This is a genomic window from Microbacterium sp. Yaish 1 (genome assembly GCF_002245215.1).
In the GTDB taxonomy this organism is placed as follows: domain Bacteria; phylum Actinomycetota; class Actinomycetes; order Actinomycetales; family Microbacteriaceae; genus Microbacterium.
In genome coordinates this window covers 1,848,616-1,871,781 of sequence record NZ_NPMR01000001.1, presented here as the reverse complement: position 1 = coordinate 1,871,781, position 23,166 = coordinate 1,848,616, and the positions used below count along the sequence as shown (strand labels likewise).

Annotated in this window: 23 protein-coding genes; 12 read left to right on the top strand and 11 right to left on the bottom strand. The window is 70.7% G+C overall.

What is annotated here, in order from left to right; genetic code table 11:
• Position 1: 1 nt before the first annotated feature.
• From CI089_RS08895 to rlmN, 9 genes are all read right to left on the bottom strand, one after another.
• Entirely contained in the window at positions 2 to 610 is a 609-nt protein-coding gene (locus tag CI089_RS08895; RefSeq protein ID WP_094261129.1) for a hypothetical protein, read from the bottom strand.
• A 62-nt stretch (positions 611 to 672) separates the two neighbouring features.
• Positions 673 to 1,302: a hypothetical protein gene (locus CI089_RS08890; protein WP_094261128.1), complete on the bottom strand. Its 630-nt coding sequence runs from the start codon at positions 1,300 to 1,302 to the stop codon at positions 673 to 675.
• Positions 1,303 to 1,311: 9 nt separating this feature from the next.
• Positions 1,312 to 2,196, bottom strand: a complete 885-nt coding sequence (locus CI089_RS08885) for a hypothetical protein (protein ID WP_094261127.1) — start codon at positions 2,194 to 2,196, stop codon at positions 1,312 to 1,314.
• Positions 2,193 to 2,807 (bottom strand): hypothetical protein, encoded by a 615-nt coding sequence (locus CI089_RS08880; RefSeq protein WP_094261126.1) that lies wholly within the window; start codon positions 2,805 to 2,807, stop codon positions 2,193 to 2,195. The genes CI089_RS08885 and CI089_RS08880 overlap by 4 nt, the downstream gene beginning before the upstream one ends.
• Positions 2,808 to 2,830: 23 nt before the next feature.
• A complete protein-coding gene (locus CI089_RS08875) occupies positions 2,831 to 4,102 on the bottom strand; it encodes a hypothetical protein (protein ID WP_094261125.1) in 1,272 nt (423 codons plus the stop codon).
• Positions 4,099 to 4,401, bottom strand: coding sequence for a hypothetical protein (locus CI089_RS08870; RefSeq protein WP_023952676.1), 303 nt, complete (start codon positions 4,399 to 4,401; stop codon positions 4,099 to 4,101). The genes CI089_RS08875 and CI089_RS08870 overlap by 4 nt, the downstream gene beginning before the upstream one ends.
• A 48-nt stretch (positions 4,402 to 4,449) precedes the next feature.
• The gene (locus tag CI089_RS08865) at positions 4,450 to 4,941 is read right to left on the bottom strand and encodes an NUDIX domain-containing protein (protein ID WP_094261124.1); all 492 of its coding nucleotides are present in this window, start codon (positions 4,939 to 4,941) and stop codon (positions 4,450 to 4,452) included.
• Positions 4,942 to 4,953: 12 nt separating this feature from the next.
• Positions 4,954 to 5,967: an aldo/keto reductase family protein gene (locus CI089_RS08860; RefSeq protein WP_094261123.1), complete on the bottom strand. Its 1,014-nt coding sequence runs from the start codon at positions 5,965 to 5,967 to the stop codon at positions 4,954 to 4,956.
• 55 nt (positions 5,968 to 6,022) lie between these two features.
• On the bottom strand, positions 6,023 to 7,264 hold the full coding sequence (gene rlmN / locus CI089_RS08855) for a 23S rRNA (adenine(2503)-C(2))-methyltransferase RlmN (RefSeq protein WP_094261122.1): 1,242 nt from the start codon (positions 7,262 to 7,264) through the stop codon (positions 6,023 to 6,025).
• A 94-nt stretch (positions 7,265 to 7,358) separates the two neighbouring features.
• On the opposite strand from rlmN, the gene CI089_RS08850 reads away from it, so the two are divergent.
• The 4 genes from CI089_RS08850 (at position 7,359) to CI089_RS08835 (ending at position 12,820) form a co-directional block, all read left to right on the top strand.
• Complete coding sequence (locus CI089_RS08850; protein WP_094261121.1) at positions 7,359 to 8,270, top strand: PRD domain-containing protein; 912 nt, start codon at positions 7,359 to 7,361, stop codon at positions 8,268 to 8,270.
• Positions 8,271 to 8,457: 187 nt separating this feature from the next.
• On the top strand, positions 8,458 to 10,317 hold the full coding sequence (locus tag CI089_RS08845; RefSeq protein ID WP_094261120.1) for a beta-glucoside-specific PTS transporter subunit IIABC: 1,860 nt from the start codon (positions 8,458 to 8,460) through the stop codon (positions 10,315 to 10,317).
• A 128-nt stretch (positions 10,318 to 10,445) separates the two neighbouring features.
• Positions 10,446 to 11,861 carry a glycoside hydrolase family 1 protein gene (locus CI089_RS08840; RefSeq protein ID WP_094261119.1) on the top strand — a complete coding sequence of 472 codons (1,416 nt, stop codon included), beginning with the start codon at positions 10,446 to 10,448 and terminating at the stop codon, positions 11,859 to 11,861.
• An 83-nt stretch (positions 11,862 to 11,944) separates the two neighbouring features.
• Positions 11,945 to 12,820: an HAD family hydrolase gene (locus CI089_RS08835; RefSeq protein ID WP_094261118.1), complete on the top strand. Its 876-nt coding sequence runs from the start codon at positions 11,945 to 11,947 to the stop codon at positions 12,818 to 12,820.
• On the opposite strand, the gene mmuM is transcribed toward CI089_RS08835, so the two are convergent.
• On the bottom strand, positions 12,813 to 13,697 hold the full coding sequence (gene mmuM / locus CI089_RS08830; RefSeq protein WP_094261117.1) for a homocysteine S-methyltransferase: 885 nt from the start codon (positions 13,695 to 13,697) through the stop codon (positions 12,813 to 12,815). The genes CI089_RS08835 and mmuM overlap by 8 nt on opposite strands.
• 35 nt (positions 13,698 to 13,732) lie before the next feature.
• Here mmuM and CI089_RS08825 point away from each other — a divergent pair, with 35 nt between their 5' ends.
• Both CI089_RS08825 and CI089_RS08820 read left to right on the top strand, forming a co-directional pair.
• Entirely contained in the window at positions 13,733 to 14,602 is an 870-nt protein-coding gene (locus CI089_RS08825; protein ID WP_094261116.1) for a Cof-type HAD-IIB family hydrolase, read from the top strand.
• Positions 14,602 to 15,084: a GNAT family N-acetyltransferase gene (locus tag CI089_RS08820; RefSeq protein ID WP_094261115.1), complete on the top strand. Its 483-nt coding sequence runs from the start codon at positions 14,602 to 14,604 to the stop codon at positions 15,082 to 15,084. Before CI089_RS08825 ends, CI089_RS08820 begins: the two co-directional genes overlap by 1 nt.
• Positions 15,085 to 15,105: 21 nt before the next feature.
• Here the strand turns inward: CI089_RS08820 and CI089_RS08815 are convergent, their stop codons facing one another.
• Positions 15,106 to 15,795, bottom strand: a complete 690-nt coding sequence (locus tag CI089_RS08815; protein ID WP_094261114.1) for a GntR family transcriptional regulator — start codon at positions 15,793 to 15,795, stop codon at positions 15,106 to 15,108.
• Positions 15,796 to 15,983: 188 nt separating this feature from the next.
• Here CI089_RS08815 and CI089_RS08810 point away from each other — a divergent pair, with 188 nt between their 5' ends.
• Genes CI089_RS08810 through CI089_RS08785 form a run of 6 tightly spaced genes read left to right on the top strand, consistent with a single transcriptional unit; the run spans position 15,984 to position 23,154 of the window.
• Positions 15,984 to 16,901: an ABC transporter permease gene (locus tag CI089_RS08810; protein ID WP_179223277.1), complete on the top strand. Its 918-nt coding sequence runs from the start codon at positions 15,984 to 15,986 to the stop codon at positions 16,899 to 16,901.
• Positions 16,898 to 17,797, top strand: coding sequence for an ABC transporter permease (locus CI089_RS08805; protein WP_094261112.1), 900 nt, complete (start codon positions 16,898 to 16,900; stop codon positions 17,795 to 17,797). The genes CI089_RS08810 and CI089_RS08805 overlap by 4 nt, the downstream gene beginning before the upstream one ends.
• Entirely contained in the window at positions 17,794 to 19,404 is a 1,611-nt protein-coding gene (locus tag CI089_RS08800) for a dipeptide ABC transporter ATP-binding protein (protein ID WP_094261111.1), read from the top strand. Before CI089_RS08805 ends, CI089_RS08800 begins: the two co-directional genes overlap by 4 nt.
• Complete coding sequence (locus CI089_RS08795) at positions 19,401 to 20,945, top strand: ABC transporter substrate-binding protein (protein WP_094261110.1); 1,545 nt, start codon at positions 19,401 to 19,403, stop codon at positions 20,943 to 20,945. The genes CI089_RS08800 and CI089_RS08795 overlap by 4 nt, the downstream gene beginning before the upstream one ends.
• Positions 20,942 to 22,162, top strand: a complete 1,221-nt coding sequence (locus CI089_RS08790; RefSeq protein WP_094261109.1) for an amidohydrolase family protein — start codon at positions 20,942 to 20,944, stop codon at positions 22,160 to 22,162. The genes CI089_RS08795 and CI089_RS08790 overlap by 4 nt, the downstream gene beginning before the upstream one ends.
• Positions 22,159 to 23,154: an ornithine cyclodeaminase family protein gene (locus CI089_RS08785; protein ID WP_094261108.1), complete on the top strand. Its 996-nt coding sequence runs from the start codon at positions 22,159 to 22,161 to the stop codon at positions 23,152 to 23,154. The genes CI089_RS08790 and CI089_RS08785 overlap by 4 nt, the downstream gene beginning before the upstream one ends.
• Positions 23,155 to 23,166 lie beyond the last annotated feature (12 nt).

Here is a 23,166-nt window from a genome sequence, read left to right as displayed (position 1 = left end):
GTCAGGCGCGCTTCCTCCAGCGCACGCTCGCAACGATCGCGTCGCAGACGAGCTCCATCGCATCGATGCCGTCGGGGATCTCGGTCCCGTCGACACGCTGGAGGATCGTCGATCGGAAGACGAGCGCTCGCTTCTGCTCGTCGGGCACGCGGATGAGATAGCCGTGACCCGCAGTGCGCACCTCCGCACCCTCGATCGTGGAGGTCTTCGCCGCGGACCACTTCAGGATCGTCCCGCGCTCGTCGAGCGGTCGAGCCCTGTAGCGCTGCACCATCGTCGCCCCCAGATCGGATGCCGTTGCTCCCGCGGGTGCGACGAGCCACGAGGCGACGAGCGAGACCGGGATCGCGTCGTCCTCGCCGGCTTGCGACGGCGAAAAGACCCGGATGACATCGGCGCGAGTCGCCTCGGCACGGGCCGAAGCCACCGACTCGCGCAGCGCCGCCAGCGCGGCACCTCGGGAAGCGACCGGGAGCGCCGCGACGGCGGCGTCGACACGCTCATCCACCGATGCGAAGTCGGGCGTGTGAGCCTCCCAGCCGGTGGGCAGGAGCACCGCGAACGACGGCTCGCTCACGGTCTCACCGATCAGCTCCGCGCGCAGCGACATAAGGGTTCCTTCCGTCGGGGGTGCCAGCCTATCGAGCCGGTTGTGTCAGATCGCATCGCGCATCACCTCGGGGACCCACGCAGCTCGACGATGCGGCGCGCACGCTCGGGCCCGAGCGCGACCGCGACTTCCGAGCGCAACCGCAGCGATACCGCTTCGACCTCGGGCGGCGTCTCGGCCAGCCCGACGTTCACCGCCGTGTCGACGGCTTCGGTGTCTGCGGCGTCGCGCACCCGGGCGACGAGAAGCCCGACGGTGACGACCCCGTGGATGCGGATGACGGCGCGGTTCAACGCCCGCCCGCGGGCCGCGATCATGACGACGACGCATGCCATAGCCGCGACGCCCGCGAGGACGGCCGTCGCCGTCGCCATGTCGTCGGGGTCGAAGCGCGCACCGCTGCCGAGAGCGGCGGCCACGGCCGCGCACAGCGCTCCCACGAACAGCGCGGCGAGCGGCCACCCGCCCGGGTGCCTCGCACCGTGGCGGGCACGAAGACGTCGTCCGATAGCTCGACGCGCATCGTCGGCCGCCTGCCGCGCCCGGCGCCACACGCGCAGGGCCAGGTCACGCTCGCCGACCGCGCTGAACGCAGCGAGCTCGACCGTGCGGGGTTCCACGTTCCGCGGCAGCGCCGGCGCGATCTCCGCGCGGACGGCGGCGAGCTGCGCCGCGAATTCGACGTCGCTCATCGGTGAGGACTAGCGGGCCGGCCGCTTCCGCGTCTTGGCGAGCGCAGCCGGGAGCCAGCGATCGGGGTCGGTCTTCGCGGCGATGAGCGCCGAACCGACCGGGGCGGACGGGTCGAACGCGGCGAGAGCGGCATTGCGCTTGCCGAGGTCGGCGAACAGCACCGTGCGGACGCGCAGGATCGCCGCAGCGGTGCCTGGATCGAGTTCGGCATCCAGCCGTTGCTGCGCTTCGCGCGCCCCCGCCTCCACCTCGTCGATGGCGCTCAGATAGGCGCGCTCGACGCAGAGGTCGATCTCTTCGGTCGCGCTGTCGTCGCGCCGGCGCACGACGACGATGACGATGCCCACGATGACCGTGATGACCAGGCACACGAGTTGCGCCGTGGCCGGCCCGACGAGCCCGTTGGAGAAGCTCAGCGCCACCGCGGCAGCCAGGGCGACGCAGGTCACGAGCTGCATGCGCAGGACGAACCGGTTCAGCGGTCGCAGCCTCGAGCCCGCGAGTGAGACCGCGTTCGCGAGGGCGCCGACCACAGCGAGGATGGTGGCCACGATCGCCACGTCAGCCGGATCGGAGCGGATGCCCGACGCGAAGGCAGCCGCCAGCACGCTCGCCACGACGGAAAGGAACATCGCGAAGCCGATCCAGCCGCGCTCGGGATTACGCGCGCCGTAATCGCGGACGAGTCCGCTCTTGGCCCGGCGCACCGCCTCGGAGCCGAGGTCGCGAACGGCGTCTGACGCGCGATCAGCCACGGCTCGCTGGCCGGCGACGTCGAACACGTTGACCTCGGCCATGCCGGGTGTGAACTGCGGGAGGGCCATAGCCGACTCGACGCGGGGCTTGGCGCGCGCGACCAGCGTCTCGACCTGCTCGTCCGACACCGGCATCATGCGGGAACCGCCTCGAGTGTCGCCAGGACCTGCTCGGCAGCACGCTGCGCCAGGAACGCGGCTTCCGGCCGGAGCGGCGAGAGAACGGCCATGACGAGCCCTCCCGCCACGTCGAGGAAGTACAGGGTCGACACGAAGTCGGCGACGAACACCTCAGGCTCCGGCACTGCCTCGTCCGCGTCCGGAGCGCCGCTCGCGGACTCGAGGACGGTGACCCGCCATCCGCGGTGATCCCCGGGGGCGACATCGATCACTTCGCCCTGCCACGGCGTGAGGGTCAGCGCTTCGGCGACACGGAGTGCGTCAGCGGCATCCGTCGGCGCCGGCACGTCCGCGTAGGCGAAGAGCGCGAGCGATGCGACGGTCGCGGCCCGGTCGTCGTGAAGCAGGAAGACGAGCGCTGCGTCGGTCTCGACCTGCGTGCGGAGCGCGAGTATCCCCGCGTCCACGATGCGCTGCTCGTTGCCGTGCCCGTGCGTCTCGACGAGCCCGTGCAGCCAGCGGTCGGCCTCTTCGACGACGGGTACGAGCGACCACAGCTCCGGGTCGGGCCGAGCAGACAGCAGCGCCGGGCCGAGAACGCCGGCGGTGGCGGCATCCGAAGAGATCATGCGCCTCCGATCACCCTCCGACACTACAGCGCGGCGGCGATGCGATCGCGACCCTCACGGAGCGTCGAGACGATGTCGGTGTAGGCGTCGACGCTGCCGCCGATCGCCTGCGCCAGGTTCGTCGGATTGCCCGCGAGCGCCTGCCATCCGCCGCGGATGCTGCCGACCCACCCGTTGCCCTGCGCGAGGAACAGCGGAGTCTGCAGCCCGCGGAACATGTTCTGCGAGTTGAGGCCGTGCGGCGAGCGGTAGACGAGCTGACCCGCGTCGTCGAAACGGTTGAAGAGACCCGGCATCCGGCTTTCGACGAAGGAATCCAGCGCTCGACCGTACTGCGCGAATTCCTCACCGCCGAGCCGGAACGCGGCCGTGAGGCGGGGGAAGCGCACCGAGCCCGTGAGACCCGCGGCCACGTCGCCCAGTTTCGCGAGCTTCCCGAACGGGATGATGCCTACCGCGGCGAGCGCGACGCTCGTCCAGTCACCGCGTCCGGCATTCAGCTTCGCGATCTCGCCGAGCAGCGAGAGGACGCCCGCCACCGCCGCGAGGACTCCCGCGAGGAGGGCGAGCGGACCCGTCACGAAGAACGCGACGACGAGCAGGACGATGCCGACGTAGAACAGCACGGTCAGCATCCCTTCGACGAAGGGCATCGAGTTGTCCCAGAAGCTGTCGGACACGCCGTCGGCGTTCGTGCGCTCGAGGCTGTTGACGGCGGTGTCGTAGGCCGACTCCCATGTCTCGACAGGCGCGTCGTAGGTTCCCCAGTAGGCCTCCCACGACGACACCGCGGCGTCGAACGCGGCCTGCGCGCCGGCGGTACTGGGCCGCGTGCCGGTCTGCTCGACGTCGGGATGCAGGCGTTCCTGAGTGTCGAACTCGTGCTGGTCGGACTCCGCACCGCTCAGGGCGCGCGATGCCTCGTTGACCTCGGGCCACGTCCGGTTCGCACCGTCGACCCGCCAGTCGCTGTCGGCCTGGACGCTGCTGAGTGCGGTCGCATACGCCGCCAGCGCGGTGCCACTGGGGCGGTACCGGCGAGCCGCCGTCTGCAGGTCTTCGTAGACCTCCTTCGCCTGCTCGCGGACCGCCTCGAACGACTCGCCACGGCCCACGGTGCCGTCGGCGAACCGCTCAAGGGTCGCCGCCGCACGGGCCATCTTGTCGCCGAGCGACTCGATGTCGGCCGCCCGTGCGCTGATCGCACCGGGATCACCCTCGATCTTGCGCACCCGCCGACGACCCGGCGTCGAGGGCATCTCCTCACGGGAGTAGATGAACGAGTTCTCGGTCATTCGGCTGACTCCATGCTCTGCGCGAGTTCCAGATCGGCCTGCTCCCAGCCCTCACGGGCGTCGTCGAGGCGCTTCTTCATCTCCTCGAGGTTTCGGCGCTGCGTCTCACGCTTGTCGTCCCACTCGGACTCGAAGTCCTCGGCGGCACGGGCGAGACGACTGTCGCCCTGGGGGTTGCCGATCGCACCCACCAGGTCACCGGTGCGCGAGCCGGCGTCCTCGAACTCGGCGATGATGTCGCTCAGCGCATCGCTGAGCGCTTGCATCGAGTCGAGCGGAATGTCTACGCCGTCGGCCATTGCGGTCCCCCCAGGTTGTCGTGGAACAGCATAGGAACACTCGGGCGGTCACGGCGATGGGGAGTTCTCCCCATCCAGGAGTTGGTCGAGCCGATCGAGGGCCGGTCGTTGAGCCTTCACCAGCAGCTCGCGGGCGCGGTCGAGGTCGACCCACTCGACCCGGTCGACTTCGGGGAACGACGCCGTGCGTCCCGACCGCGGCGGCCGCTCCATCTCGAACTCCCCGAAGACCGCATCCGAAGCATCGAAGGCACTGCCGTCGACGACGAACACGGTGATGCGCTTGCCCGACGAGTACGAGAACGTGCCCAGCTCGGCGTACTCGCCGTCTGGGGGCTCGAGCCCGAGCTCCTCGCGGAACTCGCGACGGGCCGCGTCCAGCGCCGCCTCGCTGTCGGGATCGTACTCGCCCTTGACGATCGACCACGCCCCGGCATCCTTGGCGGCCCAGAACGGCCCGCCCATGTGCGCGACGAGCGCCGACACCGTGCCGTCCGCAGCGATGCGGTAGGGCAGGATGCCGGCGCTCGTCGTGACCACGATCAGCCCGGATCAGGCCGGGCGCGTCTTCGGCGAGACGTTGTCGGTCTCGGCCGGGTCGGTCACCGCGACGCCGGCGAGGGCGTCGTTGATCGCGTCGTACGCCGACTGCTCGAGCTTCACGCCCGAGGCCTTGACGGTGTCCTCGAGCTGCTCCGGGCGCGAGGCGCCGACGAGCGCCGCCGCGATGTTCTCGTTGTGCAGCACCCACGCGAGCGAGAGCTGCGCGACGGTGAGGCCCGCCTCGTCGGCGATCGGCTTCAGCTTCTGGACGGCCGTGAGCACCTCGTCGTTCAGGAAGCGCTTGATGAAGTTCGCGCCGCTCTTCTCGTCGGTGGCGCGCGATCCCTCCGGCACGGGCTGGCCCGGCTGGTACTTGCCCGTCAGCACGCCCTGCGCGAGCGGCGACCAGACGATCTGCGAGATGCCGAGCTCCTGCGAGGTGGGAATGACCTTGCCCTCGATGACGCGCCACAGCGCCGAGTACTGCGGCTGGTTCGACACGAGCTGGAACCCGAGCTGCTTCGCCAGGGCGTGACCCTCGCGCAGCTGCTCGGCGGTCCACTCGCTGACGCCGATGTAGAGCGCCTTGCCCTGGCGGACGATGTCGGCGAAAGCCTGCATCGTCTCTTCCAGCGGCGTCTCGTAGTCGTACCGGTGCGCCTGGTAGAGGTCGACGTAGTCGACGCCGAGACGGCGGAGCGACCCGTTGATGCTGTCGAAGATGTGCTTGCGCGAGAGGCCCTGGTCGTTCGGCCCCTTGCGGCCGGTCGGCCAGTACACCTTCGTGAAGATCTCGAGCGTCTCGCGGGGCTGACCCTTCAGCGCCTCGCCGAGCACGACCTCCGCGGCCGTGTTCGCGTAAGCGTCCGCCGTGTCGAACGAGGTGATGCCGAGGTCCAGCGCCTTGTGGACGGTCGCGATGGCCGCGTCGTTCTCCACCTGCGAGGCATGCGTCACCCAGTTGCCGTACGTGATCTCCGAGACCTTGAACCCACTGTTGCCGAGGTAGCGATACTCAACCATGGGAAAACGCTACCTCCCGGTGGGTCCGGACGGGCCGGAGTTGCGTCTTATGACCTCAACCCGCGGGAACGGTGTCTGCCGCGCGCTGGTCGTCCTCGGTCGCCACGAGCTGACCGCACGCCCCGTCGATCTCCTTGCCGCGCGTGTCGCGGAGGGTCGTCGGGATGCCGGCCTCGTTGAGCCGTCGCACGAACTCGTCCTGCACCTCGGGCTCGGACGAGGTCCAGATCGAGCCGGGCGTGGGGTTCAGCGGGATCGGGTTCACGTGCACCCAGCCGCGACCGCGCGCGTTGAGCTTCTCGGCGAGGAGGTCGGCGCGCCACGCGTGGTCGTTCATGTCCTTGATGAGGGCGTACTCGATCGACACCCGCCGGCCCGTCTCGTCGAAGTAGGCCTTCGCGGCGTCGAGCGCCTCGTCGACCTTCCAGCGTGAGTTGACGGGGATGAGCTCGTCGCGCAGCTGGTCGTCGGGGGCGTGCAGCGAGAGGGCGAAGGTGACGGGGATGTCCTCCTTCGTCAGCTTCTGGATCGCGGGCACGAGGCCGACGGTGGACACCGTGATGCCGCGCGCGCTCATGCCGATGCCGTGATCCTTGTCGACCATCGTGCGCACCGCCTGCATGACGCGGGCGTAGTTCGCGAGCGGCTCACCCATGCCCATGAACACGATGTTGGTGACGCGCTCGCCCTCGTGCCCGACCTTGCGCGGGTCGCCGAGGCCGCCGTCCGCGATGAGACGGTTCGCCCGGACCACCTGCTCGATGATCTCGGCGGCCGACATGTTGCGGGTCAGGCCCGCCTGGCCGGTCGCGCAGAACGGGCAGTTCATGCCGCACCCGGCCTGGCTCGACACGCACAGCGTGATGCGGCCGGTGTAGCGCATCAGCACCGACTCGACGAGAGCGCCGTCGTGGAGCTTCCACAGGAACTTGATCGTGTCGCCGCGATCGGTCTCGAGTCGGCGCACCTCGGTCAGAAGCGGCGGCAGCAGACCTGCGACGAGCTTGTCGCGCCCGGCGGCGGGCAGGTCGGTCATCTCCGCGGCATCCGAGGTGAAGTGCCGGAAGTAGTGCTTCTCGAGCTGCTTGGCCCGGAAGCCGGGCATACCGAGCTCCGTGACCTTCTCGACGCGCTGCTCGGGAGTGAGGTCGGCGAGGTGGACGGGCGGCTTGCCGCGCTTCGGGCTCGCGAACTGCAGGAGGGGGCGACCGGACTCGTCCTTCTGCTGCGACCACCCCTCGGTCGCGGGGCGCACCTGACGCGGCTTGGTGGAGCGCACGGGATCAGAATCGGTCATATGATCCAGGGTACCGGCGCCGGCTGCGCGAAGGCTGGCCGCCGGCATTCGCCGCGCCCGGCGGCTCCCGAGCCCTCCGCTCTAGACTTCAGCCATGAACCTCGACGACGTCGCCCCGCCCCCGCGCGGCACCGTCGTGCATAAGGTGCTGAACAACAACGTCGTCATCACCCTCGACGAGCACGGCCGCGAACGCGTGCTCATGGGGCGCGGACTCGGATTCCAGCTGAAGCCCTCCGACACCCTCGACCCCGACAAGGTCGAGAAGACCTTCATCCTTGATGCGGGGGATGCCGGTGACCGCGAGCGACAGCTGCTCACCGATGTCCCCTACCCCGTCGTCGAAGCCGTCACCCGCGCCGTCGACGAGGCGGAGCGCCGTCTCGGCCACCACCTCGACCGGTTCTTCACGATGGCCGTCATCGATCACATCCAGTTCGTGCTCGAACGGCTCGACAACGGCATCCGCATCCCTGCCACCAACATGCCCGAGCTGCGGGTGCTGCATCCCCACGAGTTCTCGGCCGCGCAGCGCATGGCCACGGCGATCTCCGAGTCGCTCGATCGCGAGCTGCCCGCCGAAGAGGCCGTGTTCCTCACGATGCACCTGCTCAACGCGACGCGCGACGAACCCAACGGCACGGCCGCACTGCTGTTCCGCCGCCTGCAGCACGTCGTCATGACGGTCGAGAACGGCCTCGGCGTCAAGCTCGACACCGACAGCCCCGACTACGCGCGCTTCATCCTGCACATCCAGTTCCTGCTGCAGCGCCTGGTCTCGAAGACGATGCTGCGCAGCGCCGACACCTCGTTCTTCGAGTTCGCCAAGCACAGCTATCCCCGCTCGTACGCGATCGCGGAGGAGGTCAAGGCGTACGTCCGCGCCGCGACCGAGTCGGAGCTGACCGACGAGGAGCTGCTCTACGTCATCGTCCACGTCGAGCGGCTCGCGACGCAGGTCGGGGCCAACGGCGCTGGCGAAGACTCCCCACGCGTGGTACCGTGACCCTCGCAGGGCGTCGCTGCCCTGCGGAAGTCTCCGGATTGTTACCGCGGCAGCGGGCAAAACCTGAACTCACATCGCTTTGATCGGCGGTGAACGAGTTCAGGTTTTTTTGTTGCCCGGAAACAGGGATACGGCGGCTTCCTCCACCCGAGTGCCGCGATGCTGCGGCAGAAAGCGAGCAGTCCCGATGGATTACTCGAAGACCGCGGCCGGCGTCCTGGAGGGCGTCGGCGGCGAGGAGAACGTCACCTCCCTCGTCCACTGCGCAACGCGTCTGCGTTTCGTGCTGAAGGACGAGTCCAAGGCGAACACCGCCGCCGTCAAGGCCGTGCCCGGTGTCGTCACCGTCGCCCAGGCCGGCGGCCAGTACCAGGTCGTCATCGGCAACGACGTCCCCGACGTGTTCGCCGAGATCGGCAAGATCTCGAAGTTCGGCGCCGGTTCCGACGCCGCGGCATCCGAGGGCCCCAAGGGCAACCTCTTCAACCGCTTCATCTCGATGATCTCGGCGATCTTCACGCCGCTGCTGTGGGCGCTGGCGGGCACCGGTCTGCTCAAGGCCTTCCTCGCCGCGGCGGTCACCTTCGGCTGGATCGGCACCGACAACTCGACCTACGCGGTGCTCAACGCCCTGTCGGACGGTCTCATCAACTTCCTGCCGATGGCACTCGCCTTCACCGCGGCGCGCTACTTCAAGGCGAACGAGTTCACCGCCTTCGCGATCGCGGCCGCGCTGCTCTACCCGACCATCACCCCGCTCGTCGGCGCCGAGGGGCTGACGTTCTTCGGCATCCCCTTCACGATGGTCACCTACGTCTCGAGCGTCATCCCGATCATCGTGATCGTGTGGCTGCAGAGCCACGCCGAGAAGTTCCTCTACGCGAAGCTCCCGGGCGCCGTGCGCCGCTTCGTCACCCCGATGATCGTCGTGCTCATCGCCGTCCCGATCGTCTTCGTGGTCATCGGCCCGATCTCCGCGATCCTCAGCGGCGCGCTCGGCAACGGCATCGGCTGGGTCTTCGAGAACGCCCCGTGGGCCGGTGGCGCCATCATGGGCGGCTTCTGGCAGGTCTTCGTCATCTTCGGTCTGCACTGGGGCCTCGTGCCGCTGTTCACGCTCGAGTACCAGACCACCGGTCAGATCCTCCTCATCGGCCCCGTGTTCGCGGCCGTCCTCGCGCAGGCCGCTGCCGTCGCCGGCGTCTGGGTGCGCGCCCGCAACAAGAACCTCAAGTCGCTCGCGGCTCCCGCGACGCTGTCGGGCTTCCTCGCCGGCATCACCGAGCCCGCCATCTACGGCATCAACCTGCCGCTCAAGCGCCCCTTCGCCTTCGGCATCGTCGGCGGTGTGATCGGTGGCGCGATCATCGCGATGGGCGGCGTGTTCTCGACGGCGTTCGTCGTGCCCTCCGGGCTGGCCCTCCCGGCCCTGTTCGGCAACGGGAACATGGTCATGCTCATCATCGGCCTCGCCGCCGCGATCGCCATCCCGTTCCTGCTGACCGCGATCGTCGGCTTCAAGGAGCCCGAAGAGGATGCCGCACCGGCGGCCACCCCGGCGGCATCCGGCAACGACGTCGTCGTTCTCAGCCCGGTCGACGGCACGGTCGTGCCGCTCAGCGAGACCCCCGACGCGGCCTTCGCCGAGGGCAGCCTCGGTGACGGCGTCGCGATCAAGCCGCGTTCCGGCGCCGTCTACGCCCCGTTCGACGCGACCGTCGCAGCCGCGTTCCCGACCGGACACGCGATCGGCCTGCGTCACGCCGACGGCGCCGAGGTGCTCATCCACATCGGCATCGACACGGTCAAGCTCGCGGGCGCCCATTTCGACGTCAAGGTCACGACCGGCCAGGAGGTCAAGGCCGGTGACCTGCTCGTCGAGTTCGACGGCGACGCCATCGAGCGGGCGGGCTACGACCTGACGACGCCCGTCATCGTCACCAACGGCGAGCTGTACCCGGCTCTGACCGACCAGGCGTCCGGCCCGATCGCGCACGGCGAGCCGCTGTTCACGGCGGTCTCCGTCGAGTCCGCGCTCGCGAACTGACCGACGCCCCGACCGAGGGGGCGCGGAACCCGACCGCGCCCCCTCCCCCACCCGTCCCGCCACCCGCGGGACCAGCGATACACAGTCCCGTCACCATCGGGACAAGCGATACGAAACGAGAGAGAGCCATGAGCACCACCACCTTCCCCGACGGATTCCTCTGGGGCGGCGCGACCGCCGCGAACCAGCTCGAGGGCGCCTACGACGAAGGCGGCAAGGGGCTCTCGGTGCAGGACGTGATGCCCCGCGGCATCGTCGGCGCCCGCACCGACGAGCCGACCCCCGACAACCTCAAGCTCGTCGGCATCGACTTCTACCACCGCTACGCGGAGGACATCGCGCTCTTCGCCAAGATGGGCTTCAAGACCTTCCGCTTCTCGATCGCCTGGAGCCGCATCTTCCCGAAGGGCGACGAGACCGAGCCCAACGAAGAGGGCCTCGCCTTCTACGACCGCGTCCTCGACGAGCTCGAGAAGCACGGCATCGAGCCGCTCGTCACCATCTCGCACTACGAGACCCCGCTCCACCTCGCCGAGACCTACGACGGGTGGACCGACCGCCGCCTCATCGGCTTCTACGAGAACTACGCCCGCACCCTCTTCGAGCGCTACGGCGCCCGGGTGAAGTACTGGCTGACCTTCAACGAGATCAACTCGCTCCTGCACGCGCCCTTCATGTCGGGCGGCATCAACACCCCGAAGGACGAGCTGACGGAGCAGCAGCTCTACCAGGCCATGCACCACGAGCTCGTGGCCTCGGCCCGCGCGACGCGTATCGCGCGCGAGGTCGCCCCGAGCGCTCAGATCGGCTGCATGGTGCTGTCGATGCCCGTGTACCCGCTCTCGCCGTCGCCCGCCGACGCGCTGGAGGTCATGTCGTTCGACCACTCGAACCTCGTCTACGGCGACGTGCACACCCGCGGCGCCTACCCCGGGTACTTCCTGCGCACCCTCGCCGAGAAGGGCATCGAGCTCGACATCACCGACGAGGACCGCGACGACCTGACCAACACGGTCGACTTCGTGTCGTTCAGCTACTACATGTCGGTCGCCGCGACCGCCGACCCCGCGAAGAAGGTCACCGGCGAGGGCAACATCATGGGCGGCGTTCCGAACCCGACCCTCGACGCGAGCGAGTGGGGCTGGCAGATCGACCCCGTGGGCCTGCGCCTCGTGCTCAACCAGTTCTGGGACCGCTGGCAGAAGCCGCTGTTCATCGTCGAGAACGGCCTGGGCGCGAAGGACCAGCTCGTCGAGGTCGACGGTGTCAAGACGGTCGTCGACGACTACCGCATCGCCTACCTCAACGACCACCTCGTGCAGGTCGGCGAGGCGATCGCCGACGGCGTCGAGGTCCTCGGCTACACCTCGTGGGGCTGCATCGACCTCGTCAGCGCCTCGACCGCGCAGCTGAGCAAGCGGTACGGCTTCATCTACGTCGACCGCAACGACGACGGCACCGGCACGCTCGAGCGCTACGAGAAGAAGTCGTTCGGCTGGTACGCCGAGGTCATCCGCACCAACGGCGCCTCGCTCACCCGCTGAGACGCCGACCCGACCGGGCGCGGTCGCGGGGCCCTCCTTCTGGCCCGCGACCGCGCCCTTCTCCGCATCCGAGAGGGGATCGCATGACCTCGTCCGACTTCCGCCGCCGCGCCGTCTTCCTCGATGTCGACGGAACGCTCCTGCAGGACGGCACCCACCTGCCCGAATCCGCCGTCGCCGCCGTCCGCCGCGCCCGCGAGAACGGCCACCTCGTGCTGCTGAGCACGGGGCGGGGCATGGCCGAGCTCCGCGGCCGCATCCTCGACATCGGCTTCGACGGCGCCGTCACCAACGGCGGCGCGTTCGCCGGGGTCGGCGACGAGCTGATCGTGTCGCGGCTCATGACCGCCGACGAGGTCGCGCGCCTGAGCGCCGCGTTCGAGGCCCGCGGCATCCACTGGTACTACCAGTCCTTCGACCGCATGTTCGCGAGCCCCGGCCTGCCGGCTCTGCTCGCGGACCGCCTCGAACGCGACCGCGCCCGCCACATCGAGGACGCGCAGGCCGCCGGGGCCGACCCCGACGAGCTCGAGTTCTTCAGCGTCGGGATGAAGACCTTCGACGACGAGGTCCACTTCTCGGATGCCGAGGTCGCCAAGGCCGTCATCCTCGGCCACGACGCGGAGGCGGTCGCCGACCTGCTCGCCGAGCTCGCCCCCGACTTCGCCGTCGTCTCGGGAACGATCCCGCTGCCGGAGGGCAGTTCGGGCGAAGTGGCGCCGCGCGGCGTGAACAAGGGCGCCGCGATCCTGGAGGTGCTCGCCCACCTGGGCGTCGACCCCGCCGACGCGATCGGCATCGGCGACAACTGGAACGACGCCGAGATGTTCGAGGTCTGCGGCACCGCGATCGCGATGGGCAACGCCGCGCCCGAGGTCCAGGCCCTCGCCGACGAGGTCACGACCGCGATCGACGACGACGGGATCCACAACGCCTTCGTCCGCCACGGCCTCATCTGATGCGGCGGGCGAGAGCGGCGATGTCGTCGGGCATCGTGCGGCAGCATCCGCCCACGATGCGCGCGCCGGCCCGGATCCAGTCTTCGGCGTCGGCCAGCGCGTGGCCCGGTTCGCCGGTCCAGACGCGCGAATCGGCATCCCATGACTCGCCGCTGTTCGGGTACACGACGAACGGCATGGCCGCGGCCGCGGCCGACGTCAGCGCCGATGCCACGGCGGCCGGCGGGCAGCAGTTGACTCCGACGGCGACGACACCGGGCACGCGCGAGATCGCCGCGAGGGTCTCGCGCAGCGACGCGTCGTCGAACGCCGTGCTCGCCGCCGACAGCGCGACCCATGTCGGGATGCCGATGCCCTCGACCGCACGCGCGACCGCCTCGGCCTCGGCCGGCGAGGCGATCGTCTCGACCGCCAGCAGGTCGGGCCCGGCGGCGACGAGCGCGTCGAGTCGACGACGATGCCACCGCTCGAGCTGGGCGACGGTGAGACCGTAGTCGCCGGTGTACTCGCTGCCGTCCGCCCGCGTCGCACCGAACGGGCCGACGGATGCAGCCACCCGCACCTCCCGCCCGGCCTCAGCCCCGCCCTCGCGGGCGACCCGCACCGACAGGTCCAGCAGCCGGCGGGTGCCAGCGGCGTCGAATCCCGCCGCGGCCAGATTGTCGAACCCGATCTGGTACGACGCCGTGGTGAGGATGTCCGCCCCGGCAGCGGCGAACCGGGCGTGCACCGCGCGGACGTCCGCCGGAGCCTCCGCCAGCACGCGCGCCGACCACAGCTCATCGGAGAGGTCGTGTCCTCCCGCCTCGAGGGTCGTACCCAGACCGCCGTCCAGCAGCAGCACCCGGTCGGCGAGGGCGGTCGCGACGTCGGACATGCCGTCACTCTAGATCGCCGCATTACGCTGGAGGGGTGACGTCGCAATCTCGCATCATCTTCCTGGACGTCGACGGCACCATCCTCGCGCACGGCGAGACGATCGCCCCCTCGACGATCGCAGCGGTTCGCGCCGCGCGTGAACGCGGGCACCTCGTCTACCTCTGCACGGGACGCGCCGCCGGCGACATCAACCCCCGCGTGCTCGACATCGGCTTCGACGGCGCCATCTCCAACGGCGGGGCCCTCGCGGTCTCCGGCGACGAGACGGTGCTCGCCGAGCTGATGCCCCGCGCCGCCGTCGAGCGCGTCATGGCCTACTTCGACGAGCAGGGCACCCGGTACTTCATCCAGTCGCACGCCGGGGTCTACGCGAGCGAAGGCGTGCGGTCGTTCATCGCCGATTTCATCACCGAACGCCGGCGCCGTCACGCCGAAGACCTCTCCACCGTGGCCCTCGCCGAAGACGTCGTGGCCGCGCCGCGCTTCGCCCCGGTCGAGGAGGCCGATCTCGACCACATCGCCAAAGCGGTGTTCGTCAGCTCCGACCCCGATGCCGTAGAGAAGACCCAGCGGGCCCTCGGCGACGAGTTCCACGTGATCCCGGGCAGCATGCCTCTGCCCACCGGGTCGAACGGCGAGGTCGGCATGCGCGGCACGAACAAGGGAACCGGCATCCAGGCGATGCTGAGCCATCTCGGCCGCGACGCCGCCGACGCCATCGGAATCGGTGACAGCTGGAACGACGTCGAGATGTTCGAGGTCTGCGGCACCGCGATCGCGATGGCCGAGGCCGACCCGCAGCTGCAGCGCATCGCCGGCGAGGTCACCACCGGCGTCCTCGATGACGGCATCTGGAACGCCTTCGTCCGCCACGGCATCATCGACCCCGAGACGGCCGCCTGATGTCCCGCGAAGCCGGCGACCGCGACATCCGCCCCATCGACCCCGCTGACGCGGGTGAAGTGCTGACTCTGCAGCGAGCCGCGTTCGTCTCCGAAGCCCTCATCTACGACGCGGCCGACATGCCGCCCCTGACGCAGACCCTCGACGAGCTCCGGGCAGAGCTGCAGGAGAACCTCGGCTGCGTCGCCCTCGACGACGGTCGCATCGTCGGAGCGGCGCGGGCCCGCCTCGACGGTGAGCTGCTGCTGATCGGGCGCATCGCGATCGCCCCCGACCAGCAGGGATCCGGTCTCGGCACCGCGCTGCTCGCCGCGGTCGAGGAACGCGGACGGCAGGCCGGTGCGCGCGAGGCCGAGCTGTTCACCGGCTCGCTCAGCGAGGCCAATCTCCGCCTCTACGAGCGCGAGGGGTATGCCGAGTCCGAGCGCGTGCCGCAGGGCGACGGCACCTTCCAGATCTTCCTGCGCAAGCCGCTCGGCTGATCGGCTGCGCCGGACGCGCGGTCAGCGCGCCGACGCGCCGCGACGGCGACGCCGCACGGGCTCGGCCGGCAGCCGTTCGGCCAGACGGGGCATCGACTCGACCCGCCCGCGCTCGACGTGGGCGGCCGCGAGCGCGAACGCGAGATCCGTGTGCCCGCCGAGGATGGCCTCGACGATCTCGTCGTGCTCGTCCCACCGGCGCTCCGTGTCGCGTTCCGGGGTGAGGCGGAACAGCCAGCGGGTGCGGCCCGTGAGCTGACCGCTCATCCGCAGCAGGAGGCGGTGGCCGGCGAGCGCGAAGATCTCCTCGTGCAGATCCGAGTTGCGGGTCGAGGCCGGCGCGTCCTCGTCGTGCGCGACGTGAGCGACCTCGAGGGCGGCGACCAAGTGGGTCGTGTCGGCGCCGGCCGCGGCGTTGCGGGCGGCGAGGGATGCCGCGAAGGGCTCGAGCTGCATGCGCATGTCGAACAGCTCGACGGCGTCGTCGAGCGTGAAGGTGTGAACGATCGCGGCCCGCCGGTGCGACGACGACACGAAGCCCTCGGACTCGAGCAGCTGCAGCGCCTCGCGGACGGGAACCCGCGAGACGCCGAGCTGCAGGGCGACGTCGCGCTCGCCGAGCTTGTCGCCCATCGCGATGTCGCCCGTGATGATCCGCTCCCGCAGGGCGTGCGCGATGCGCCGCCCCGCGGCATCCGTCTCGTCGTCCATCCGACCATCCTGGCAGGTCGGGCGGCCGAAGCGGCAATCCCGGTTTGGTATCCCGGATCGTCATTTCAGCCCGCTGATGCTGCATAAAGACGCGATTCGGTACGCCAAAGTGTCACGAGCGTAAGAGTTGTGTTGCGTGTTCGTTACGCGGCCCGGTCCGCGAGCCGACGTGCCATAGCGTCCTGCTCGTGCTCCCCTTTCTCCTCCGCCGCCTCGGCCTCGCCGTCGCCACGATCTTCCTGGTGGTGACCGTCGGCTTCGTCCTCGGGCGCCTCACCGGCGCGCCCGGGGCGCTGCTCCTGCCCGACAACGCCTCGGCCGCCGACGTCGACGCGCTCAACGCGCGCCTCGGCTTCGACCGGCCCGTCATCGTGCAGTACCTCGACTTCCTCGGCGGCCTGTTCGTCGGCGACTTCGGCGATTCGTACCGCCGGCACGAGTCGGCCCTCGGCCTCGTCCTCGAGCGCGTCCCGGCGACCGTCGAACTCGCCTTCTGGGCCTTCATCGCGGGCTTCGCCCTCGCGCTGATCGCGGCCCTCGCCATCCAGCTCACCGGCAGCCGCCTGCTGCGCGCGATCGTCGGCTGGAGCGGCGCCGTGCGGCAGTCGGTCCCCGACTTCTTCTTCGCCCTCCTGCTCGTGCTGGTCTTCTCCGTCCTGCTCGGGGCCCTGCCCTCGCTGGGCCGGACGAGCCCCGCCAGCCTGGTGCTCCCCGTCATCACGCTCGCGACGGGCCAGTTCGTCATGTACCTGCGCCTCCTCGACGCCGCACTGAGCGAGCAGGCCGAACAGGACTACGTCCGCACCGCGTTCGCGCAGGGGCACAGCCGCGCGAGCATCCTGCTCACGCAGATGCTCCCCAACGCACTCGCCCCCGTGCTCGGCATGGCGGGCCTGAACCTCGGCGGACTCCTGGGCGGCACCGTCGTCGTCGAGGTGGTGTTCGCCTGGCCCGGCCTCGGCAGCCTGCTCACCGACGCCGTCAGCCAGCGCGACTTCCCCATCGTCCAGGCCGGCCTGCTCTTCGTGGCCCTGATGTTCGTGCTCGTGAACACCCTGGTCGACGTCCTCGTCTCCCGCATCGACACCCGGACGGCTCACTCATGACCCTCACGCCCGTCGCTCCCGCCCCCGTCACCGCGTCGCCCGCGACCGCCCCGCGCCCCCCGCGCCTGCGGCTGCGTCCCTCGGCCGTCGTCGGGTTCACCATGATCGGGCTCGTCATCGCCCTCTCGGCGCTCCGGCCGGTGCTGCCGGGGTTCGACCCGATGGGTCAGGACCTGTCGCGGGCTCTGCTGCCGCCGTTCACCGACCCGGCCCACCCCCTCGGGACCGACCCGCTCGGCCGTGACCTGTTCAGCCGGGTGGCCCTGGCGTCGTCGGTGACCCTCGGCATCACCCTCGCGATCGTGGCCCTCAACGCGCTCATCGGGACGACCGTCGGGATCGTGTCGGGCTACTTCGGGGGCAAGGTCGAAGCCGGCCTCTCGGTCCTGTCGAACACGGTGCTGGCGATGCCGGTGGTGCTGCTGCTCATCGCCATCTGCGCTGTCGTCTCGCCGAGCGCGGGCCTGACGATCCTCGTCGTCGGCTGCACCTGGTGGGTCGGCTACGCCCGCGTGACGCGCAACATCACCGCGGCGCTGCGACGTCAGGACTTCGTCGTCGCCCCGCTGACGCAGGGCGCCGACACCCTCTGGACCATCACGCGCCACGTGGTGCCCAACGTGTGGCCGCACACCCTCATCATCGCCGCCACCGACATCGCCACCATCGTCCTCATCGAGGCGTCGCTCGAATACCTCGGTCTGGGCGTCCAGCCGCCGACGCCGAGCTGGGGCGCGATGATCTTCGACGGCCAGAAGTACCTCTCCACCGACCCCTGGCTGGTCATCCTGCCCGGACTCGTCATGTTCCTCGCCGTCGCGGGAGCCCAGTTCGTCAGTCAGCAGTTCACCGCGGAGGCGCGCGGCGCCCTGCTGCGCAAGGGAGGCCGGCGATGACCGCATCCGTCCTGACCATCGAGGATCTGTCCCTCGAGGCCGTCACCCCCACCGGCCCCCGGCCGCTCGTGACCGGCGTATCGCTCGACGTCGGGCGCGGCCGCGCGCTCGGGATCGTCGGCGAGTCCGGGTCGGGCAAGAGCCTGACGATGCTCGCGACGATGGGGCTGCTGCCCGAGGGCGTGCGCGTGACGGCCGGCCGGATCCTCCTCGACGGGCGTGACGTCACGGCACTCACGGACCGCGAGCTGCGGTCGAGCCGGGGCCGCGTCGCGGCCATGATCTTCCAGGACCCGATGTCGTCGCTCAACCCGCTGCGCGCGGTCGGCGCGCAGGTGGCGAGCGCCGTCCGGGTGCACGCGCCCGGCCTCGGCCGCGGCGCCGCGCGGCGGCGCGCGGTCGAGCTTCTCGAGTCGGTCGGGGTCCGCAACGCCGCCGAGCGGGCCGCAGCCCGACCGCACCAGTGGTCGGGCGGGATGCGGCAGCGCGCGATGATCGCGATGGCGATCGCCCACGACCCCCTGCTGCTCATCGCCGACGAGCCGACGACGGCGCTCGACGTGACGGTGCAGGCGCAGGTCATGGCGTTGCTCGACGAGGTGCGCGAGCGCACCGGCTCGGCGCTCGCGCTCATCACGCACGACCTCGGTCTCGTGGGCGAGCACACCGACGACATCGCCGTCATGCGCGCCGGGAGCATCGTGGAGCGGGGCGCGACCGCCGACGTGCTCGCCGCCCCGCGCGAGGAGTACACGCGGATGCTGCTCGCCGCCGTCCCCTCGGCGCACGAACCGCCCGCGCGCGCGTCGGCCGCAGTGGTCGATCCTGCTGCAGAGATCGCGCTGGAGGTGAGCGACCTCGTCGTCGAGTACCCCGGCCGGCGCGGTGGCACCGTGCGCGCGGTCGACGGCGTCTCGCTGCAGATCCGGGCGGGCGAGACCCTCGCCGTGGTCGGCGAGTCCGGATGCGGCAAGTCCTCGCTGCTGCGCGCGATCCTCGGGCTCACCCCGGCCGCGTCGGGCCGCGTGACGATCGCGGGCACGGCCGCGGCCCCCGCCATCGCCGGACGTTCCGCCGCGGAGCGCGCCCGGGCGCAGATCGTCTTCCAGGACCCTTCGTCGGCCCTCGACCCCCGCGTCAGCGTCGCCGGATCCGTCGCGGAGCCGCTTCGCGTGCGGCACGCCTACAGCCCGGACCGCGTCCGCGAGCTGCTCGCGGGTGTCGGCCTCGACCCGTCGTTCGACGACCGGCTGCCCCGACGCCTCTCCGGCGGACAGCGTCAGCGTGTCGGGATCGCCCGCGCTCTCGCGCTCGACCCGGCGCTCGTGCTCCTGGACGAACCGGTCTCGGCGCTCGACGTGTCGATCCAGGCGCAGGTGCTCGACCTCCTGCGCGATCTGCAGCGCGAGCACCGGCTCGCCTACCTCTTCGTCTCGCACGACCTCGGCGTGGTGCGCGGCATCGCCGACCGGGTCGTCGTGATGGAGGGCGGCCGCATCGTCGAGCACGGCCCGACCGAAGACGTCTTCACCGACCCGCAGCATCCCTACACCCGCACCCTCCTCGACGCCATTCCCCGTCTCACCGCTCGAAAGGCACTCGCATGACCCGACGCACCTCCCGCCGCGCTCTCGCCGGCGGATCCCTCCTCACCCTCGGCGCCCTCGTGCTCGCCGGCTGCGCCGGCGGGTTCGACTCGCCGTCCGGTGGCTCCGCCTCGGGCTCGGCCCAGACATCCATCACCGCCGCCCTGCCCACCGACCCGACCTCGATGGATCCCATCCGCTCGGGTGCCCTGGTTGTGCTGTCGGTGTTCTTCCACACGCACGACCAGCTCGTGAAGATCACCGCCGACGGCGAGATGGTGCCGAAGCTCGCGACCGACTGGACCGCGAACGCCGACCTGACCGAATGGGAGTTCACGCTCCAGCCCGACGTCACCGCGAGCAACGGCGAGGAGATCACCGCCGACGACGTCGTGTTCTCGTACGAGACGATCCTCGGCGACCCGACGGGCGAGAACTACGCCTACCTCTCGTCGGTCGACCGCGTCGAGAAGGTCGACGACCTGACGGTGCGCTTCGTCCTGAAGCAGCCCTTCTCGGCGTTCCCCCGCAACACCTCGCTCATCTCGATCGTCCCCGCCGACACCTATCAGGAGATGGGTCCCGACGCCTACGCCCGCGAGCCGATCGGTTCGGGCCCCTACGTCTTCGACCGCATCACCCCGGGCGTCTCGTACGACCTCGTGCGCAACGAGGACTACTGGGGCGAGGCGCCCGCCATCGAGACCATCTCGCTGCAGCCGGTCTCGTCCGCCGAGTCGCGCGCGAGCGGCGTGCTCTCGGGCGACCTCGACGTGGCTCAGATCGGTCCGACCCAGGTCTCGAGCATCGAGTCGGCCGGCAACGCCCAGGTGTTCTCGGCGCTGTCGAACGGCGTGGTCTTCCTCGGCGCCAACTCGACGGCCGGTCCGCTCCAGGACGTCCGTGTCCGCGAGGCCATCGGCCACGCGATCGACACCGAGGCGATCGTCGACTCGCTGCTGGCCGGCCTCGCCGAGCCGGCGAAGGCGATGCTCGCACCCGCCGTCGAGGGCTACTCCGATGACGTCGCGGCGATCGGCTACGACCCCGAGGCGGCGCGCGCGCTGCTCGCGGAGGCCGGGTACGACGGCACCCCGATCCCCTTCGACTACGCCACCGACGGCCGCATCCCGCTCTCGAGCGAAGTGGCCCAGAGCATCCAGGGCTACCTCGAGACCGTCGGCATCGCCGTCGACATGCGCGGCGCCGACCAGCAGAGCCACACGCTCAAGGTCCGCGGCAAGGAGATGCAAGGCATCTACCTGAACACATGGGCTCCCTCCACCCTCGACGGCGACCTGCCCCTGACCGACTTCTACGAGCCGGCGGGCAACAACAACTACGCACTCGACCCCGCGACCACCGAGCTCGCCGAGCGCCAGCGCGGCGTCGAGGGCGCCGAGCGCGAAGACGTCTTCGCCGAACTGCTCGGCTACAGCAACGAGCAGGTCTACTTCGTGCCGCTGTACGTCCCCGCCAACAACTTCGCCGCCGGATCGTCGCTGCAGTGGACCCCCCGCGCCGACGGCCTGTACGACTTCACCGAGACGAGCTTCGAATGACCCGCACCATCCTCTCCCGCGTACGCCCCTGGGGCGGCGCGACCACCGATGTGATCGTGGACGGCGGTGTCATCACCGGCACCGCCGCCCCCGGCACGGCCGACACCACCGCCGCGGACGTCGTCGACGGACGGGGCCGCATCCTGATCCCCTCGTTCGCCGACGTCCACGTGCACCTGGACTCCACGCGCATCGGCCTGCCGTTCCGCCCCCACACCGGTTCACCCGGCGTCTGGAACATGATGCTCAACGACCGCCGCAACTGGCGAGAGGCCGAGGCCTCGATCGAGGAGCGGGTCGCGACGACCCTCGAGCGGGCGATCGCCCGCGGCACGACCGCCGTCCGGACGTACGCGCAGGTCGACGTCGACGCCGGTCACGAGCGCCTCGACGCGGTCGTCGCCGCACGCGAGGCCAATGCCGGACGCTGCGACGTCGAGATCATCGCGTTCCCGCAGGCGGGCCTGCTGCGCGAGGCGGGTTCGGCCGACGTGCTCGATGAGGCCATGACGCGCGGAGCCGACGTCGTCGGCGGCATCGACCCCTGCGCGCTCGACCGCGACCCCGTGCGGCATCTCGACATCGTCTTCGGCATCGCCGAGAGGCACGGCGCCCCGATCGACATCCACCTGCACGAGCCCGATCAGCTGGCGAAGTTCTCGGCCGAGCTGATCATCGAGCGAACGCGCGCGACGGGGATGCAGGGGCGGGTCACGATCTCGCACGGGTACGGCCTCGGCCGCCTGCCGGAGGCGCAGCTGCGGCCCCTTCTCGACGAGATGCGCGAGCTCGGCATCTCGATGGCGACGATCGCCCCGCCGACACCTCTCCCGACGCTGCTGCTCGCCGAGTACGGCATCCGTCTGGGGCTCGGTCAGGACGGCCAGCGCGACTACTGGTCGCCCTACGGCAACACCGACATGCTCGACCGCACGTGGCAGCTCGCCTTCACCAACGGCTTCCGCCGCGACGAGGACATCGAGCACTGCGTCGCGATCGCCACGGTCGGCGGCCGCTCCGTCATGGGGCGGGCGCCGGGCCTGAACGGTGCGGCCGACCGCCCGGGGCTCGCCGTGGGTGACCCGGCCGACCTCGTGCTCGTGTCGGGCGACACGGTCACCGCGGCGGTCATGGACCGGTCCCCCGATCGCACCGTGCTCTACCGCGGCGTCGTCGTCGCCGACGGGCTCGAGCTCACCGGAGAGGTGACCGCGTGACGCTGCTTCTCGGGGCGTCCGAGCTGGAGTCCCTCGTCGACCGCGACGCCGCCCTCGAGGCCGTGGCGCGGGCGTTCGCGGAGATCGCGGACGGCGGGGCGCACCAGCCCGGCCCCACCTCGATGGCGACCCCCGGCGACACGGGACGGTTCATCCTCATGGCCGCGGTCTCCGACGCGGCGGGCCTCGCGGGGGTCAAGCTGCTCGCCGACGTCCCCGACAACGCGGCACGCGGCCTGCCGACCCAGCGGTCGATGATCCTCGTCGTCGACCGCGCCGACGGCGCCCCGGTCGCGCTGCTGCACGGCCGCGTCCCGACGCGCGTGCGCACCGCGGCCGCGAGCGCCGTCGCCACCCGGGCGCTCGCCCGCGGCGACAGCCGGTCCCTGGGCCTGCTGGGGGCGGGGGCGTTGGCGCGCGAGCATGTCCGGGCGCTGCGCACCGTGCGCCCGTTCGAACGCCTCACCGTCTGGTCGCGCTCGGCCGACACCGTCGCGCGCTTCGCCGCCGACGTCGAGCGCGCGGGTGACTGGGACGGCGAGATCGTCGCGGCGTCCTCACCGCGCGAGGTCGTCGGCGCCTCCGACGTCGTCTGCACGCTGACCCCGTCGGTGGATCCGATCCTCTCCGGCGCGTGGCTGCGGCCGGGTCAGCACCTCAACGTCGTCGGTGCGCGCCCGCGTCCCGACGAGCGCGAGGTCGACGGCGCCGCGCTCGCCCGGTCGTCCGTGTGGGTCGACGACCGTGCGACGGCGGAGACCAAATCGGGCGACCTCCTCCTCGCCGTGTCCGACGGCGCCGTCACTCTGGAGGACGTCGTGGGCACCCTCGGCGAGGTGCTCACGGGTCGGGTGCGCGGCCGCGCCGACCACGACGAGATCACCCTCTTCGACTCGGTCGGCATCGGCGCGCAGGACGTCGCCGTGGCCGCCGTCCTGCTCGATGCGGCGCACGAGCGCGGCGTCGGGATGCGGATCGACCTCAACGCCTGAGCCGGCCGGTCG